This is a genomic window from Nostoc sp. (assembly GCF_036917535.1).
GTDB lineage: Bacteria > Cyanobacteriota > Cyanobacteriia > Cyanobacteriales > Nostocaceae > Nostoc.
This window is the reverse complement of the sequence record NZ_JBALDA010000103.1, coordinates 23,250-38,474: the sequence shown is the minus strand read 5'-3', so window position 1 is coordinate 38,474 and position 15,225 is coordinate 23,250. Positions and strand designations below refer to the sequence as shown.

The 15,225-nt window shown below is 41.3% G+C and carries 17 protein-coding genes; 5 read left to right on the top strand and 12 right to left on the bottom strand.

The genetic code is table 11. From position 1 onward, the window contains the following. Window positions 1–46 precede the first annotated feature (46 nt). Together V7K56_RS34275 and V7K56_RS34270 are read right to left on the bottom strand one after the other, a co-directional pair. On the bottom strand, window positions 47–694 hold the full coding sequence (locus V7K56_RS34275; protein WP_334918176.1) for an HAD-IA family hydrolase: 648 nt from the start codon (window positions 692–694) through the stop codon (window positions 47–49). Window positions 695–857: 163 nt separating this feature from the next. Continuing rightward, a complete protein-coding gene (locus V7K56_RS34270; RefSeq protein WP_334918174.1) occupies window positions 858–2,051 on the bottom strand; it encodes an NAD(P)/FAD-dependent oxidoreductase in 1,194 nt (397 codons plus the stop codon). A gap of 258 nt (window positions 2,052–2,309) precedes the next feature. On the opposite strand from V7K56_RS34270, the gene V7K56_RS34265 reads away from it, so the two are divergent. The 3 genes from V7K56_RS34265 to V7K56_RS34255 are packed head-to-tail and all read left to right on the top strand — an operon-like array spanning window position 2,310 to window position 3,222. Beyond that, window positions 2,310–2,627: a hypothetical protein gene (locus V7K56_RS34265; RefSeq protein WP_334918172.1), complete on the top strand. Its 318-nt coding sequence runs from the start codon at window positions 2,310–2,312 to the stop codon at window positions 2,625–2,627. Continuing rightward, a complete protein-coding gene (locus V7K56_RS34260) occupies window positions 2,617–2,784 on the top strand; it encodes a hypothetical protein (RefSeq protein WP_334918170.1) in 168 nt (55 codons plus the stop codon). Before V7K56_RS34265 ends, V7K56_RS34260 begins: the two co-directional genes overlap by 11 nt. Window positions 2,785–2,838: 54 nt before the next feature. Then, window positions 2,839–3,222, top strand: a complete 384-nt coding sequence (locus V7K56_RS34255) for a hypothetical protein (RefSeq protein WP_334918168.1) — start codon at window positions 2,839–2,841, stop codon at window positions 3,220–3,222. Between the two features lie 29 nt (window positions 3,223–3,251). On the opposite strand, the gene V7K56_RS34250 is transcribed toward V7K56_RS34255, so the two are convergent. From V7K56_RS34250 to V7K56_RS34215, 8 genes are all read right to left on the bottom strand, one after another. Further along, window positions 3,252–3,731, bottom strand: coding sequence for a tetratricopeptide repeat protein (locus tag V7K56_RS34250; protein WP_334918166.1), 480 nt, complete (start codon window positions 3,729–3,731; stop codon window positions 3,252–3,254). A gap of 396 nt (window positions 3,732–4,127) precedes the next feature. Beyond that, window positions 4,128–5,606 carry an amidase gene (locus V7K56_RS34245; RefSeq protein WP_334918164.1) on the bottom strand — a complete coding sequence of 493 codons (1,479 nt, stop codon included), beginning with the start codon at window positions 5,604–5,606 and terminating at the stop codon, window positions 4,128–4,130. A 116-nt stretch (window positions 5,607–5,722) separates the two neighbouring features. Next, entirely contained in the window at window positions 5,723–7,210 is a 1,488-nt protein-coding gene (locus V7K56_RS34240; RefSeq protein ID WP_334918162.1) for an acyl-CoA synthetase, read from the bottom strand. Between the two features lie 144 nt (window positions 7,211–7,354). After that, complete coding sequence (locus tag V7K56_RS34235; protein ID WP_334918229.1) at window positions 7,355–7,936, bottom strand: magnesium transporter CorA family protein; 582 nt, start codon at window positions 7,934–7,936, stop codon at window positions 7,355–7,357. A gap of 60 nt (window positions 7,937–7,996) precedes the next feature. Then, on the bottom strand, window positions 7,997–8,335 hold the full coding sequence (locus V7K56_RS34230) for a hypothetical protein (protein WP_334918160.1): 339 nt from the start codon (window positions 8,333–8,335) through the stop codon (window positions 7,997–7,999). Between the two features lie 156 nt (window positions 8,336–8,491). Beyond that, window positions 8,492–10,552 carry a tetratricopeptide repeat protein gene (locus V7K56_RS34225; RefSeq protein WP_334918158.1) on the bottom strand — a complete coding sequence of 687 codons (2,061 nt, stop codon included), beginning with the start codon at window positions 10,550–10,552 and terminating at the stop codon, window positions 8,492–8,494. 439 nt (window positions 10,553–10,991) lie between these two features. Next, on the bottom strand, window positions 10,992–12,863 hold the full coding sequence (locus tag V7K56_RS34220; protein ID WP_334918155.1) for an aspartate kinase: 1,872 nt from the start codon (window positions 12,861–12,863) through the stop codon (window positions 10,992–10,994). A 121-nt stretch (window positions 12,864–12,984) separates the two neighbouring features. Further along, the gene (locus V7K56_RS34215; RefSeq protein ID WP_334918153.1) at window positions 12,985–13,554 is read right to left on the bottom strand and encodes a Uma2 family endonuclease; all 570 of its coding nucleotides are present in this window, start codon (window positions 13,552–13,554) and stop codon (window positions 12,985–12,987) included. 97 nt (window positions 13,555–13,651) lie between these two features. On the opposite strand from V7K56_RS34215, the gene V7K56_RS34210 reads away from it, so the two are divergent. Next, window positions 13,652–13,882, top strand: a complete 231-nt coding sequence (locus tag V7K56_RS34210; RefSeq protein WP_334918151.1) for a DUF433 domain-containing protein — start codon at window positions 13,652–13,654, stop codon at window positions 13,880–13,882. Window positions 13,883–13,890: 8 nt separating this feature from the next. Then, window positions 13,891–14,253 carry a DUF5615 family PIN-like protein gene (locus V7K56_RS34205; RefSeq protein WP_334918149.1) on the top strand — a complete coding sequence of 121 codons (363 nt, stop codon included), beginning with the start codon at window positions 13,891–13,893 and terminating at the stop codon, window positions 14,251–14,253. A gap of 127 nt (window positions 14,254–14,380) precedes the next feature. Here the strand turns inward: V7K56_RS34205 and V7K56_RS37365 are convergent, their stop codons facing one another. Continuing rightward, the gene (locus tag V7K56_RS37365; protein WP_442940366.1) at window positions 14,381–14,641 is read right to left on the bottom strand and encodes a type II toxin-antitoxin system HicA family toxin; all 261 of its coding nucleotides are present in this window, start codon (window positions 14,639–14,641) and stop codon (window positions 14,381–14,383) included. A 2-nt stretch (window positions 14,642–14,643) separates the two neighbouring features. After that, window positions 14,644–14,862, bottom strand: coding sequence for a type II toxin-antitoxin system HicB family antitoxin (locus tag V7K56_RS34200; RefSeq protein WP_334918227.1), 219 nt, complete (start codon window positions 14,860–14,862; stop codon window positions 14,644–14,646). Between the last annotated feature and the right edge of the window lie 363 nt (window positions 14,863–15,225).

Genomic DNA, 15,225 nt, shown 5'->3' with positions numbered 1-15,225 from the left:
TCCATTTAAGGCGCTATAAAAAATAGCATTCGTCAAAATATCTCCCTCATTTTCCACGATTGATCCAAACGCCTCTCAGACCAGCGGCTTTAGCTGCATGATAGTCTTCTACAATGCTATCGCCGATATGCCATGCCGCCTCTGGGGAACATTTATGTTTATTTAAGGCAATGGCAAAAATTTGAGGATCGGGTTTAGCTGCACGTACCTGGGTAGAAATGGTGACGGAGGTAAAAAACTCTCTCAATCCCAAACTTTGCAATACTGAGTAAATCCGAGAATCAAAATTGGACAGCACTCCCAAGCTAACTCCCAACCGCCGCCAGTTGATTAAAGCTGGTAAGACGTCGGGATAGACAAACCACGGTTCGCCAGTACCAAAATGAATGTAAAGTTCGCTAAAAAAAGCCGAAAAGTCAGAAAATTCCTTGAGAACACCTGCTCTTTCAAAAGTGTTCAGAGCAATTATCCGCCACCAATCAAACTCGCGCTGGGGAATATCTTGCAGTTCTGTATCTGGAAATATCGGCGGCGGCGCTGCTTTAAAGCTTTGGATGAAGGCTGTATTTAATGTTTCGGCTGAAACTGTAACGCCAAATTCTTGGGCTATCTGACTATAAACTTCGCCCACATTACCTTTGACATCGAAGAGTGTACCCACAGCATCTAAAAAAATAACTTTCGGTTGTTCCATTAAAGTTTGAAAATTTTGAATGTTGAATTTTAGATTTTGGCTTGTTAAGAGCTTCTGTGGGTAGAGTCTAGCATCTGCTAAGTAGATTGGCGCAAATAAAACAAATCATCGTAAACATCTTGGTTTTTACCAATGCCCAATGCTCAATTCCCAACCTTGAAAGTTATCGAGAAAGTGTTTCTACGATCGGACGGACTAGCCAATTAAAACCAACTTTAAGCTGATGGTCTAAAGTTGGCAATCTATATAAATAAGCAACACGGCGGGCGACGTATGCTAAGGGACCATCTAGTTTAATTCCCAAACCAGTGAGAGTGGCGTTGTCTATTCCTAGTGCCATCATTTCTCCTAACTGCTGGTAGTGGAAGGGAAGGAGGGGGCGATTACTCAGAGTTGCCCAGATATTCCAAGCAGTATAATCAGCTTGTTGAAAAGCCGCTTGTGCAGTAGCGGGGACTTGCTGTCCTTCAGCGTCATGACAGTCTGCTAAATCTCCCAAGGCAAAGATTTCTGGATGATCGAGGACTTGCAGATTGGATGTAGTGGTGATTTGACCACGCTGATTTTGCTTGAGAGAAAGAGATTTCACTACAGGCGCAACCCTAGTTCCCACAGTCCAAATTACCAAATCCACGGGAATCGTATCTAACTGGTTTTTGTACTCTAAAGAAATGCTATTTTGCTCTATTGATTCTACTTTGGTTTCTAAGTCAAGAAACACGCCACGGGCTTCTAGAGCTTTCTTTGCTGCTTCCCGATTAAACTCTGGGGAAGTTCGCAAAATTTGGTCGGCGATTTCAACGATCCGAAAGCGTCCTCTTTCGCCTAGTCTGTCGACTAATTTACAAGCTAACTCTACACCACTGTAGCCAGCCCCAACGATCGCTACCCGAATTTTATCAGCATCTGATTCTTCTAAAAATCGCAAGCGTTCTTCTAAACGATAGGCATCAGAGATTGTGCGGAATGTGTAGGCGTAGGCTGTTGCACCAGGGACTAAATCTAGCGGTGTCTCACCTCCTAGCGCTAGTACTAATCGGTCATAAGGGATTTCAGGACCTTCTTGTATATTTACCCGTTGCTGGTCGATGTCAATTCCAGACACAACTCCTTGATAAAAACGCACCCCTGTCCCTTGTAAAAGTTCTTCAAAGGGTGGGGCAATTTCCCAGGTTTGCAACTCGCCAGTGAGTAATTCGTAAAGTAAAGGAGAGAATAGGAAGCGATCGCTTTGATCTACCAGAACAATTTCGGGTTTTTGCTTAGATTCCCAAGGTAATTGGCTTAAGCGCAGGGCTGTGTAGAGACCACCAAAGCCTCCGCCAAGGATACAAATTCTAGAAGTTTGTTCAGTCATCTATTCTATGCTATGCAACAATCAATATTAGTTGGGCTGTTACCTTCACTCTAACTTACTGGGGACTGGGGAATGGGGAACGGGGAATTTTAATAAACCCGCTCCAATGTAAAATTTAGAGCGGGGAATTTTAACTGAAGTTATTTTACTGATTGCGCGATCGCAACTACAATAAATATCCCCCCAGATACCGACCTAGAATATAGCGCCGCCTTCAATCTGTTTTCGCCGAACAACGTTTTATTCTATGACGGATATTTGGGGATTTTGCAAGCGGATGAACGCTACCTCTGGATAATCAATGAATCAGACAACGAGTACAACATCCAGCCGATGTGGACGGAGGTTTGCAACGCACTTAAAGCCATGCCATCAGGTGTTTATGAAGATCCGCTTTATCCCGATGCCCCTTTTCGCACAATAATGATTGGTAAAGATGGGCTAGAAAGCCGAGTGAAAGCACCACCTAAGTCTGCGGTGTTGTTCCAATACAAATGTGAGTTATCGGATATTAGCCGTGTGGTGATTCTTCCTTTCCCTTGGCGATCACTGTGCCGTCCGCACGATGCTACATAAGATGGAGTATAATGGCCCCGCCTTTGCGTTTGATTTAACGCGCACCACTAATATTGCAGATGTTGCAGATGCGATCAAACATGGTTTTGATGGTATATGGAACCCTGCTTTTCTACACTACAGTCCCGATGCTGGTAGAATTTACCATAGTAAGTGATCAGGTCTATCCTTTGCCTATGAAGTTGAGGAGACAGACGACCCAACGAACGATATGTTTCCCGTCCATGAACGGATGCGCGTTCGATATACGGCACGCTCCCAAAGGTTTTGGTACGCACTGCGACACTGCGACAAAGTACTTTTCAGCCGCACAGGAATTAGCGATCGCGGTGGTGCGATCAATTTGGTCAACAAGCTCCAAAAACAATGCCAGGGGAAGCCATTTCATCTCTTGCTTCTTTCTCCCCAAAGCGACGATGAGTTTTTAGACCTTCCAAATGTGCTGCATTACAATGTCGAGTTTAATCCCGATCGTATGTATGACGATTTGGGGCATTGGATGTACTGTACAGAGATGATGCGAGGAATTCTAGAATCCCTTGGTGTGTCCAGCAAAAACCTCTTTTGGTGTCCACCTAAAATACCGAAGGAGTGAGAAAATGGATTTTAGTTCAATCTGATTCACTATTGTGCTTCTTGGAAAGCCTGAATCGCTAGTCCCTGCTGATCTACGGACAGGTAGTTGATAGATGTCAATAAAGCAGTCTCTAGCAAACTCTCTCCATACGTGCTTTGATTGCTTCCTCCACATATTGGATTAAAGGTGAACTGCCCCTTGTTGTACGCGTCAATAAAACGCCGATAGCTGGAAACAGCCCCTTGATAATTACCTGTTTCAATATATGTGCTGCTTATGGAAAGAAAAGCTTTTCCATAGTCGGGAAATTTGTGGACAATTTCTTCATATTGCTTAATCGCTTCTTGAAACCTACCGAGCCTCTTAAGCGTCGCAGCACGATTGTTGTAGTACATTGGATTGGCGTCATCAAGAGTGATAGCTTGATCATAAAGAGACAGAGCATTTTCAAACATGCTCATCTTAGCGTTTACATTACCTTCGTTGTAAAAGAGTTCGGCTTTAACTTGATCTGTGTAGCTTTTCATAGTTCACATTCCCTAGCTGGAGATTTGTGTTTAGCTACCAGATAGTATTCCCAAAAATCTTGTACGGCATAACATTCCTAATCACCCCAGATAAACTGCAACACCCAACAGATAAGCTGTTGTGCTTTTAATTTGCACTTTCAGGTGGCAGAGGGGCAGAAAAGCAGAGGAGAGGGTTTGCAGGTTTTATCTAAAAGATGATAATGCAACTTGTAGGCGCGATAGCTTAACTTTTAGCGGCGTTGCGTATTGCGATTTGCTATGCAGACGATTGCGTTGTTTGAGTGGCTATGAAATGATCTGCCGATTACTTAGGGCTTGTTTTTGTCACAAATCATCACAAATTGCTTGTAAATCGTAGTTGAAAGCCTTTGCATGTTTTATTGCTGCCATTCCTCAATAGCCGAATGGATGGCGGAAATCACCAACGGCTTTGTCAAGTTGTTGAGCGATCGCTAGCAACTCCATCTCGCGCCATCGCTTGCCAATAATTTGGATTCCAATCGGTAAACCATTGTGAGTTTGCCCAATCGGAATCACCACCGCCGGATGACCACTGAGATTAAATGGCATAGTGTAAGCTCCGTTTGCCACTGCATGAGGATAGGATTTGCCGTCTATATCAATAGCGCTCCAAGCCGGACAATGGGTAAATGCAGGAGTTGCTGTCACAGGAGTGAGCCATACATCCCACGCTTCTAAAGCTTCATCGATTTGGGCAATGAAGCGATCGCGCTCGGTGAGTGTCTCAAAATATCCTTTTAAGCTGGGATTTAAAATTTCTGGCAGAAAGCTGCTGAAATTCCCCAATTTTCGCAATTTTTTGTCGCCTTGAGTTGCTGTGCGAAAGAGTAATTCTAAGCTGCGTAGCACATTATAGCGATCCTTGGGTTGGGCGTAGTTGTTGATGTATGCTTCCATCCGTCCGCAGAGGTTCCACACTGTCGATAAATCAAAATCTTTGGGAAGCCAGCGTTCAACATAAGTACCTGCTTGAGCAAGTTTTTGCACCACTGTCTGTACTGCACCTCGAATTTCCGCAGCAACGGGAACCTCTACCCATTGATCAATCCAAGCAATTTTAAGATCCTGCAAAGACTTGCCTGATGGAGTATCAAGGGGAATCGGTGGCACATCTGGGCGACGCAGATCCGCACCAGCGATCAGCGAGAAACAAAGGCGAATATCTTCGAGCGATCGCCCAAAACAGCCAATAGTCAACATTTGTCGCAAGCAGAGCGGCATTCCCGGTACTTCAGGGATACTTCCGGCAGTGGAAATACGGCGATCTGTTGGCTTTAAGCCATACACACCGCAGAAAGTTGCAGGCTGGCGCACGGAACCTGCAATATCGTTACCTATATCTAATGCTGAAAGTCCGGCTGCAACAGCAGCAGCACTACCTCCAGAACTGCCACCTGCTGTATAGTCAAGATTCCAGGGATTATTTACCCGTGGAAACAGAGAATTTGTACTTTGGTAATCACCAGCCAGTTCTGCCATGTTGGTTTTTCCCAGGATAACGGCTCCTGCTTTCCGCAGCCTAGCAACAACGGTGGCATCCTGTTGAGGAATGTAGTTCTTAAGAGGAATGTAACCCGCTGTGGTACGGAGTCCTACTGTTTCAAAAATGTCTTTGATTGTAATCGGAACACCGTGTAGAGCGCCCCAGTGTTCTCCTCTAGCTAGGGCTTCATCTGCAAGCTTTGCTCTGGTACGAGCATTGTCTTCGTCTAAGGTGCAAATCGCATTCAGCTTTGAGTTGTGTTTATAAATCTGCGCCAGGTAAGCATCGAACACTTCGACAGCAGAGACTTGGCGATCGCGAATCATCTGAGCAAGTTGATGAGCGGGTAGAAAAACTAAGTCACTCATAGGTTGATTTCACGTCATTTTTCAGATTTTAAGTTTTGATCGAGTTAATTATATTTACTTCAGTCTAAGGGGTTACAATCTTTAAAACTCTAGGTCTAATAGAGTGTTAGCGATCGCTATGCTCGAAATAGCTCAACCACCGTCGGCTTAATCACTTTCCCCATCGCGTTGCGCGGTAATTCTTCAACTATCAGAATTTGGGTTGGCACTTTATAAACCGCCAATCGCTCTTTTGCCCAACTCCTGAAAGCTTGTAAGGTTAAAGGTTGTGAACCCTGCAATACTAACGCCGCACAAACCCGTTCACCCCACTTTAAATCAGCAACCCCAACCACTGCACATTCTTGAATATCTGGATGCGATCGCAGTACTTCTTCAATTTCTAAAGCTGAAACTTTATACCCTCCGGTTTTGATGATATCCACGCTCATCCGTCCCAGAATTCGGTAGTTACTGTTCTCGATTACGGCGGTATCTCCAGTACAAAACCAGCCATCTTGAAAGGCTTTGGCGGTTGCTTGGGGGTTTTGCCAATATTCTAGAAACACTCCAGGGTCTTTAACTTGAATTTCTCCTGGTGTTCCGGCTGTAACTAACTCTCCGTTTTCATCTACTAATCTCACTTCAACTTCAGGTAAAGGCTTTCCTACATATCCAGATAACCGTTCACCGTGTAAAGGGTTCGATAGCGCCATGCCGATTTCAGTCATACCATAGCGCTCCAGCAGAAAATGGCCGCTGATGCTTTGCCACTTTTCTAAAACTTGAACTGGTAAGGCTGCCGAGCCAGAAACCATCAAGCGCATCTTAGCACAGCCTTCTGACATGATTTGTTGGCGTTCCTTAGAGGCAGTTTCCCAAGCCGCAATTAGCTTTACATAAATTGTTGGTACTGCCATAAATAAGGTTAAGTCACCGTCACAAATTCGGTTCCAAACAGTTTCGGCATCAAATTTGCTCAATATCTCGCATTCCGCCCCAGCCCATAAAGCACAAGTCAGTACGTTAATAATCCCATGAATATGATGTAGTGGCAGGATATGCAAAATGCGATCATCCGATGTCCATTCCCAAGCGGCGATTAAGCTAGTTACTTGCGCTTGAATATTTTGGTGAGTCGTAACTACACCCTTTGGTTTACCTGTTGTACCGCTGGTGTAGAGAATTAAGGCGCGTCTAGTGATATCTACCTCTGGGAGACGACTCACATTATACGGGAGCGTTTCTGAGGTAAGGATAAATCGCAAATTGTGTTCTTGGGCAAGCGATCGCAATACACCCTCAAAATTGGGATGAGCAACAATAATCGATGCTCCAGAATTAGTAATTACATACTCCAATTCTGGGCGGGGATGGGAAACACACAGAGGTACAGCTATGCCACCAGCCCGCCAAATTCCCCATTGAGTTGCTACATATTCAAAACTAGGTGGGATGAGAAAGGCAACTCGCTGCTCCTCTAAATCTTCTACACTCTTGAGAAGACCTGTTGCTATTTGACTAGAAGTGTGAAGCAAATGCTGATATGTAAACGATCCATCTGTTGTCGCGATCGCTCTTTTCTCTTTGTGTTTTTCAGCACAAATAATCAATGGAAAATTCACGTTTATTTACCGATTTATGGTTGATTTAGTCTAACTAATAAAACTATATATATAAATTTGATTTGATTTACTTTGAACTGACAGGCTGATAACCAAGACTTTTTTAATAAATCGATAATCATTTTATTTGTAACTTGATAGTTACTACAACCAACGTTGTTTTTTGGCATAGATAATACTGCCAATCACAATTAATGCCATCATGCATATCACTACAGGATAAGCCCAAGGTTGTTCTAACTCTGGCATATATTTAAAGTTCATACCATAGAACCCAGACATAAAAGTAATTGGTAAAAATATTGTCGATAAGATAGTCAGGCGATTAATTCGTTCACCTGTTTTACTAGCAATATTATCGCGTTGAATTTCCATTAATTCTGACATCCAGGCTCTCAAAGCTTGATATTCTTGCCAGAGTTTATCAACGTGATGAACCAGTTCTTGATTAAATAATTCTTTCACTGGCTGGCTGACCCATTGGAAATCTTCATTATCCATAATAGCCATAAGTAACTTGATGCTTTGAAAATTACGGCGTCCAGAACGAGTAGATTGCCTCATTGTGGCAAGTTTCTGGTACGTTGATTCATCACCAGAATTGTCTAAAACTTCGTCTTCTAAATCATCAAGTTTTCTAGAAATATCGGTAAATACAGTTTCGTAATTATTCAAAATATATTTAAAAATAATATAAAAAAGATAGTCAATTCCCAACTTTTGAATATCTAGAGTTCGTTTTGGCAGATGATTAGTTAAAAGATTGAAAACTTTTAGTTCAGTGATCTAAAAAGTTATAATAAAATTATTTCCAACTATAATATTACCCCGTGCAACCTCCAACTCATTATTTTTGATTTGAGGAGTTAGAATTTCATAGCTATCAAATAAACAATCTTCTACGTTTTCATCAATTCCTACAGGTGAATGGTTGAAAATCATGTTAACACGAGATGGATTGAGTCCAAAGTGCTTAATAATTCTAGCTGTTCCAGTGCGATCGCGGAAGTGAATACAGCGCAACCAAATATTATGAGAACCATCAATTCTTTTCAGTACTGTATCGACATCCCTATTAGTGAATATTTCCAAGTTATCTGGATAAAAAGTCAGGAGAGTTAGCATATAGCAATCCTAATTGAGTCGTAAAAAAATACTGTGACTCATCGTAAGTAATAAAGACTAAAATTATTATTTTATAAGCACTAAAGTGCTTACTATTAAGCTTGATAAAGTACTAATGGTAAAATTGTAAGATAAAACACATTATTGAGTGGTAACTTAGTTTTTTTCTATTTTCCCAGATTTTGGGCGAGTAGTTGGCGCTGGCGCTGATTTGTTTTGCAAAATTGCAATTTCCCGCTGTGCATCTTGATAACTATCTTGTTCCCCTTGCTGTTGGAATAGTTTTGCAGCTTTTTTGAAGTCTATGATCGCACCCGGTTTATTTTTCTGCTTGGTGCGAATCACACCCCGATTATAATAGGCTAAGGCATTGTTAGGATTAATTGCGATCGCTCGTGAATAATCCTGATTTGCAGCTTTTTTATTTCCCAGTTCAAGATAAGCGTTACCACGGTTGTTGTAAGCTACTATATTATTTGTATCTAGTTTCAGCGCTGCGGTATAATCTTCAATAGCACCTTTATAATCTCCAAAAGAAAAACGGTGAATACCTCTGTGAATATAAGCTGCAATAAATTTAGGATCGAGCTGTAAAATAGTGTTGTAATCTTCAGTAGCTTCTACTTGATTTCCCAGATCGCTGTAAATATCACCACGATTCAGATAAGCTTCTATGTATTTGGGACTGATATTGATTGCATCTGTGTAATCTTTAATTGCTTCATATTTTTGTTTATTAACAGATTGAGTTAAACCCCTTTGATAATAGGCTTTAGCATCACTAGGATCAATCTTAATTATTTTATCAAAATCTTGGATTGCTTCAAGTCTTTGTTTGAGACGACGGTGGAGAATACCTCGTTGCAAGTAAGCTTCGGTATACTGAGGTTTGAGAGCGATCGCTTTGCTAAAATCTTCAAGTGCGCCTTTATTATCCTTCGATTGAGCACGAGCTAATCCTCGTCCATAGTAAACATAAGCATCTTTGGAATTTAACTTTATTGCTTGGGTATAGTCTGCGATCGCTTGTTTGTATTTGCCTAATTCCGAAAAAGCAAATCCTCGGTCAAAATAGGCATTAGCATCTTGGGGATTGAGTAAAATAGCTTGGCTAGAGTCTGCTTGTGCTTGCTCGTAATCTCCTAATCGATAATAAGCATCACCTCGCCGATTATAAGCTAAAGCGTTTTGCGGATTTAATTCAATAATTTGATTGAAATCTGCAATTGCTCCTTCATAGTTTCCTGACTCATATTTATTTACTCCCTCTTGGTATAATGTCTGTTGGGCATCACTTACAAGTTTTGGCGATCTCAATTGCCACGCTGTGACAATAAGAGTAATACAGCCAGCTATCCCCGCTAGAATTAGTAATAATTTTTTCTGATGCTGTTTTTGTTGATCGTCATCAACATTTATTAACTTTTTCAGGTCGTCTAAAACTTCGGTTGCATACTGGTAGCGCTTACGATAGTCAAAACGCACCATTTTATTAATAATTTTTGCTAATTTTCTGTTAACTTTTAAATTTTTATCGCGCCAAAGTATTTCACCTGTCAGCTTATTTTTCTGACTTCGTAAATTAGATATTTCCTTTGTCGGTAAACCTTTTAGGGCTGCGATCGCAACAAGACCTAAAGCATATATATCGCTGTTGTATTTGAGGTTGCCGTTAATTTGTTCTATAGGCATGTATTCAAGATTATTAACAGTATTATTAATAGCTTCATTAAAAGTACCAAAATTAACCAAAACTAACTTTTTATCTGATTCACGGCGAATAATATTTGCTGGTTTAATATTCCGATGAATCACACCATAGCTGTGTACAACGATCAAAATTTCTAATATCTCTGACAAAAGACTAATTACTTCATCTTCTCTCAAAGGTTGTCCCTGGATAATTTCATCAGTAAAAGGATTACCGGGTATGAATTCTTGGACTATATAAAATTCTTCATTTTCTTCAAAAGAAGTTATGAGCTTTTGGATTTGGTCGTTTTTCTGTCCAAGCTTTTCTAAAGTTGCTGCCTTATTGGCAAACAAGCGGCTTAGAATTGTTAAAGCTTGAGGATTGCTACTAGAAGAACGTAACTGTTTTACTATAAATTGGCTGCCAAGAAGATTAACATCTTCAACTAGATAGGTTTTTTCTTTTTCCCTATCCTTGAGAACTTTTAGTATTTGATAATGTCCATCTAGGAAATGACTATTCATCAATATAAATATAGTCTGATAAATTGTTTGATTATAGCTTACGTGTTATAGGCAAAAGGCAGAAACTATTTTTATCTAATGTTAAGTCTTGCATTTTGTACCTCATTTACTTGCAAACTGCTGTAAATATTTATTTATTACAGCTATTTTCAGGTAAATAGACCACGCGGTAGGGGCGCAAGGCCTTGTGCCCCTAGAACAGATGTGGTTCAAATATATGAAAACTGGTGTAAGCAACTTCAAATGAGATAGGACTTACACAAAAATCGCCAAAAAGCTTAATTTATCGAACCGCCAAGACTGCCAATAACGCCAAGAATTGTAGAGTGTGCGTAAGTCCTATGAGATCGATGCGTGGGCTGCTGCCATGTGTATATTTCAAAGTCCCTCTCCCAAGCTTGGGAGAGGGATTTAGGGTGAAAGCTCATTGATTCAGGTTTTATACTGGAACGACAAATTTCTCGCTACCAGCTAGTTCAAAGGCTGTATGAATGGCTTGCAAAGCTTTAACACCTTGCTCTTGCGCCACAACACAACTAATTTTGATTTCTGAAGTGGCAATCATTTGAATATTGATTTGTTGTTGAGCTAAAGCTTCAAACATTTTAGCAGCAACACCTGGTTGTCCTACCATACCTGCACCGACAATACTCACCTTAGCGATCGCACGATCTAAAACAACTTCACCCCATCCTAATTCTGCCGCTACTTGGGTAAGCATTTCTTTAGCATTTTCCCCGTCTATCTGCGAGACTGTAAAAGCAATATCTCGTCTGGGAACACCATCAATCACCCGGCAGCGCTGAGATTGGATAATCATATCAACGCTGATATTATGTCGCGCTAATAGTCCAAACAACTTCGCCGCCATCCCCGGACGATCTGGCAATTGGCGAATCGCAAGACGCGCTTGGTTCAAATCGAGGGCGACGCCTCGAACCAGGGGAGAGGGAGGAGATAAGGGAGAGGGGGGAGACAAGGGAGAAGTTTCTTCAATGATTCTTCCTTGTCCCCCTTGTCCCCCTTGTCCCCTTGTCCTCTCTTTCCCTGCTTCGATCTCAAAGGCAGTGCAGAGTGCGCTAACGGCGCGATCGCATTCGGCGGCATTGACTACGCAACTTACTTTCACTTCGCTGGTGGAAATCATTTGGATGTTCACGCCAGCTTCAGCTAATGTGGCAAACATCTTTGCAGCTACACCAGGACGCCCAATCATTCCTGCACCTGCGATGCTGACTTTGGCAATGTTACGTTCTACCATTACCTCGGCTTCGTCAAATTTGGGGTTAGATTGACTCCTCAGTGCTGGAGCGATCGCTGTTGCTACTGCTTCTGCCCGTTTTAATATTGGTGTTGTAACCGTAAAGGCAATGTCATTACTGTTACCTTCATGAACTGATTGAATAATCAAATCTACATCTACTTTTTGCCGAGAAATTTCCCCAAATAATCTAGCTGCAACACCTGGTTTGTCGGGGACGCGCAACAAAGCGACCTTTGCTTGGTTAGTGTCAAATTCTACATGATCTACAGGACGGGCAATTTCTAGATTGATTAGCGATCGCCCTTGGGGTTTGGCTGATGTCACCCAAGTTCCTGGTTGATCAGTCCAGCTAGACCTAACCACAAGGGGAACACCATAGTTACGGGCAATTTCCACAGCACGGGGATGCAGCACTTTTGCACCCAAGCTAGCTAATTCCAACATTTCATCGCAGCTGATCGCATCCATCAACTGGGCTTCGGCAACTAAGCGGGGGTCTGTAGTGAGAATCCCTGGAACGTCTGTATAAATTTCACAAAAATTCGCTTTTAATGCGGCTGCGATCGCCACTGCTGAGGTGTCGGAACCACCACGACCCAAAGTCGTAATTTCCATCTCTCCGACGCTGGATATACCTTGGAAGCCAGCTACTACTACTACTTTACCTGCATTTATGTGGCGAGTTAGGCGAGTAGTTTCAATATGCAAAATCCGAGCGCGGCTGTGTTCAGCTTCAGTAACAATTCCTACCTGAGCGCCAGTCATGGAAATTGCAGGCTGTCCGAGTTCCTGCAAAGCCATACTAAGTAAGGCAATAGTTACTTGTTCGCCAGTAGAAAGCAGCATATCCATTTCCCGGCGGTTAGGATTTGGAGAAATTTCAGTAGCTAGTTTGACGAGTCCATCGGTGGTTTTGCCCATTGCCGAAACTACTACGACAATAGAGTTTCCAGCTTTAACAGTTTTATAAACACGCTGTGCAACAGCTTGAATACGTTCGACCGAACCGACAGATGTACCACCGTATTTCTGAACTATGAGCGCCATAACTTTTTATTTAATCAATTGTGCCTGCTTTCATCAACGCTTCCGCCTGGTAAGGAAGCCTTCAAGGCTTATCAGTTATATAGTTTACTAAATATCGCGGCGAATGCCCCATCATAATTGATTATTCAAAAACTACATCTTCGTAGAGTGCTGCCATTGTTTCCTCAAAATCCACGCTGTTAAGTCGAAATGATTGATGTTCTGCTGTGTAGGATTGTAAAACCCACAACCCTTGCTCATTGCGTCGAAAACACTCAACTCGTTGACGTTTTGTATTAATTAAAACATATTCTTGCAGACTTTCCAGGGTTTGATAATCGGCGAATTTGTCGCCCCGGTCGAAGGCTTCGGTAGAATTAGATAAAACTTCGACAATTAAACAGGGAAATCTTTTATAACCTGGCGTTTCTCGATCTCGTTGGTCGCAAGTAACCATCACATCAGGATAATAAAAGCGATTCAGAGATTCAATTCTGGCTTTCATGTCAGCGATGTAAACACGACAACCAAAACCGCGCAGATGATTACGGAGGAGAGCGAATAGGTTTCCAGCAATGGTTACGTGTGCATCAAACACCTCAGCCATTGCGTAAATGTAGCCATTGATGTATTCATGTTTTACAGGGTTTTGTTCCTCCATTTGGAGGTACTTTTCAGCAGTGAGATAGTTTTGTTGGGGCGAGGCTATCATAGTTGAAACTTCAAGGTTTGAGTAATACTGATTTCTAGGGTAGCCTTTGCTGTGGATTGAAGTTAGTTTTTGAGAGAGATTTTGGAGAGATAATTTTATGTTAGGTCTAGACAGAATTACATTTGACCTTAGCATTATGGGTGGACAAGCTTGCATTCGCGGAATGCGAATTCCGGTTTCTTTATTAGTCAATTTGGTAGCTAATGGAAAACCTGTAGAAGAAATTTTAGAAGAGTATCCTGATTTAGAAGCAGAGGATATTCGTCAATCTCTACTTTATGCAGCGTGGTTGACTCAAGAACGGGTTTATCCATTCAAAATTGCTTAACCAGTAAAATGAAGTTTTTGGTAGATATGGGAATTTCACTACGTACTGTATCTTGGTTGCGTAGCGATGGTTATGATGTCGTGCATTTACGCGATGAAGGTTTGCAAAGACTACCAGATAATGAGATTTTAATTAAAGCCCGGACAGAAGGGAGAATTTTATTAACTATAGATTTAGATTTTGCTCAACTTTTAGCTGTGAGTGGAGATAGTTTACCGAGTGTTATTTTGTTTAGATTAGGAAATGACAACTATGATGCAATTAATGAACGTTTGACAAATGTTTTAAGTGAATGTCAAGAAGATTTAGAGGTTGGGGCAATTGTTTCTGTAAGTAATGAAACTTTCCGGGTGAGGCGATTGCCCATATAAGTAAGAAGTAGATTACAATTTTAGGTGATCGCTTGTCTATTTACACTTTGTAGTTAAAAATTAGGTAATAAACCTGCTTGTTTACATATTTCATTAGCAGTAATACGATCAATAGTACGATGCCGTTTTAGAGGATGTTTGAAAAGTCCTCAAGCGTATGTTTCACTACCCTGGCTACCAAGAAACTGCTACCAGAGAATCGGAGTTTTGGGATTTGAGAGTGTACCCCTGAGTCATACTTGAGGCTCAAGCCAACCCTTTTCAAACAACCTCTTACAGGAAGAGTTTTTATATCATTAGTATAAATTGAATGATTTCCTCCTTCCCTTAATAAATAAAAGCCATTTTGTTCTAAGTATTTAATTAGCTCTTTTCGTTTGACTGACACACTCAAACCTCTATAGGAATTTGTTCGAGCAAAGAACCACCTATGGGAATTTCTTTATTTTGTTGGCGATAGGCAAGAATCATTTCTTTGGTTGCGTCTTGTAACATAGCCCTGCATTCTTCTAGGGTTTCTCCTTCTGTAATGACTTCTTGCCATTCAATGAGTTGTCCCATATATCCACTATTAATTTTTGTATATTTTGCAGTGTATGTAATTAACATTTCTGTGTTAGTGAGGATAATTATATGATTTATCGTAGCTGATTTTTTATTGCGGGGGCTGTATCTCTTTATCATTCACAACCACATAAGTGCGTAGGCGTAGACATCGCTTGCATTTACACTTCTTTTCTAGAGCGATCGCCAGCTTTCGGCTTAATGATATACCAAAATGAATGCGTGAATTACTCAAATGAGTAAGCAAACTGGGGTTTGAGAAAGTAAAAGCTGATTTTGCTTGCGGAAAACACCAAAATGAGAAAGCAAACTGGGGTTTGAGAAAGTAAAAGCTCCTTTTGAGTAAGTAAAAGCTTATTTTGCTTGCGGAAAACACTAAAATGAGAAAGCAAACTGGGGTTTGAGAAA

Coding starts and splice junctions, on each gene's coding strand:
- V7K56_RS34255 (WP_334918168.1), top strand. CDS start 2,839: ATGTTTCCCGTCCATGAACGGATGCGCGTTCGATATACGGCACGCTCC.
- V7K56_RS34210 (WP_334918151.1), top strand. CDS start 13,652: ATGTTAGGTCTAGACAGAATTACATTTGACCTTAGCATTATGGGTGGA.
- V7K56_RS34250 (WP_334918166.1), bottom strand. CDS start 3,731: ATGAAAAGCTACACAGATCAAGTTAAAGCCGAACTCTTTTACAACGAA.
- V7K56_RS34230 (WP_334918160.1), bottom strand. CDS start 8,335: ATGCTAACTCTCCTGACTTTTTATCCAGATAACTTGGAAATATTCACT.
- V7K56_RS34225 (WP_334918158.1), bottom strand. CDS start 10,552: ATGAATAGTCATTTCCTAGATGGACATTATCAAATACTAAAAGTTCTC.
- V7K56_RS34215 (WP_334918153.1), bottom strand. CDS start 13,554: ATGATAGCCTCGCCCCAACAAAACTATCTCACTGCTGAAAAGTACCTC.
- V7K56_RS34275 (WP_334918176.1), bottom strand. CDS start 694: ATGGAACAACCGAAAGTTATTTTTTTAGATGCTGTGGGTACACTCTTC.
- V7K56_RS34200 (WP_334918227.1), bottom strand. CDS start 14,862: ATGTTAATTACATACACTGCAAAATATACAAAAATTAATAGTGGATAT.
- V7K56_RS34205 (WP_334918149.1), top strand. CDS start 13,891: ATGAAGTTTTTGGTAGATATGGGAATTTCACTACGTACTGTATCTTGG.
- V7K56_RS34270 (WP_334918174.1), bottom strand. CDS start 2,051: ATGACTGAACAAACTTCTAGAATTTGTATCCTTGGCGGAGGCTTTGGT.
- V7K56_RS34245 (WP_334918164.1), bottom strand. CDS start 5,606: ATGAGTGACTTAGTTTTTCTACCCGCTCATCAACTTGCTCAGATGATT.
- V7K56_RS34220 (WP_334918155.1), bottom strand. CDS start 12,863: ATGGCGCTCATAGTTCAGAAATACGGTGGTACATCTGTCGGTTCGGTC.
- V7K56_RS34260 (WP_334918170.1), top strand. CDS start 2,617: ATGCTACATAAGATGGAGTATAATGGCCCCGCCTTTGCGTTTGATTTA.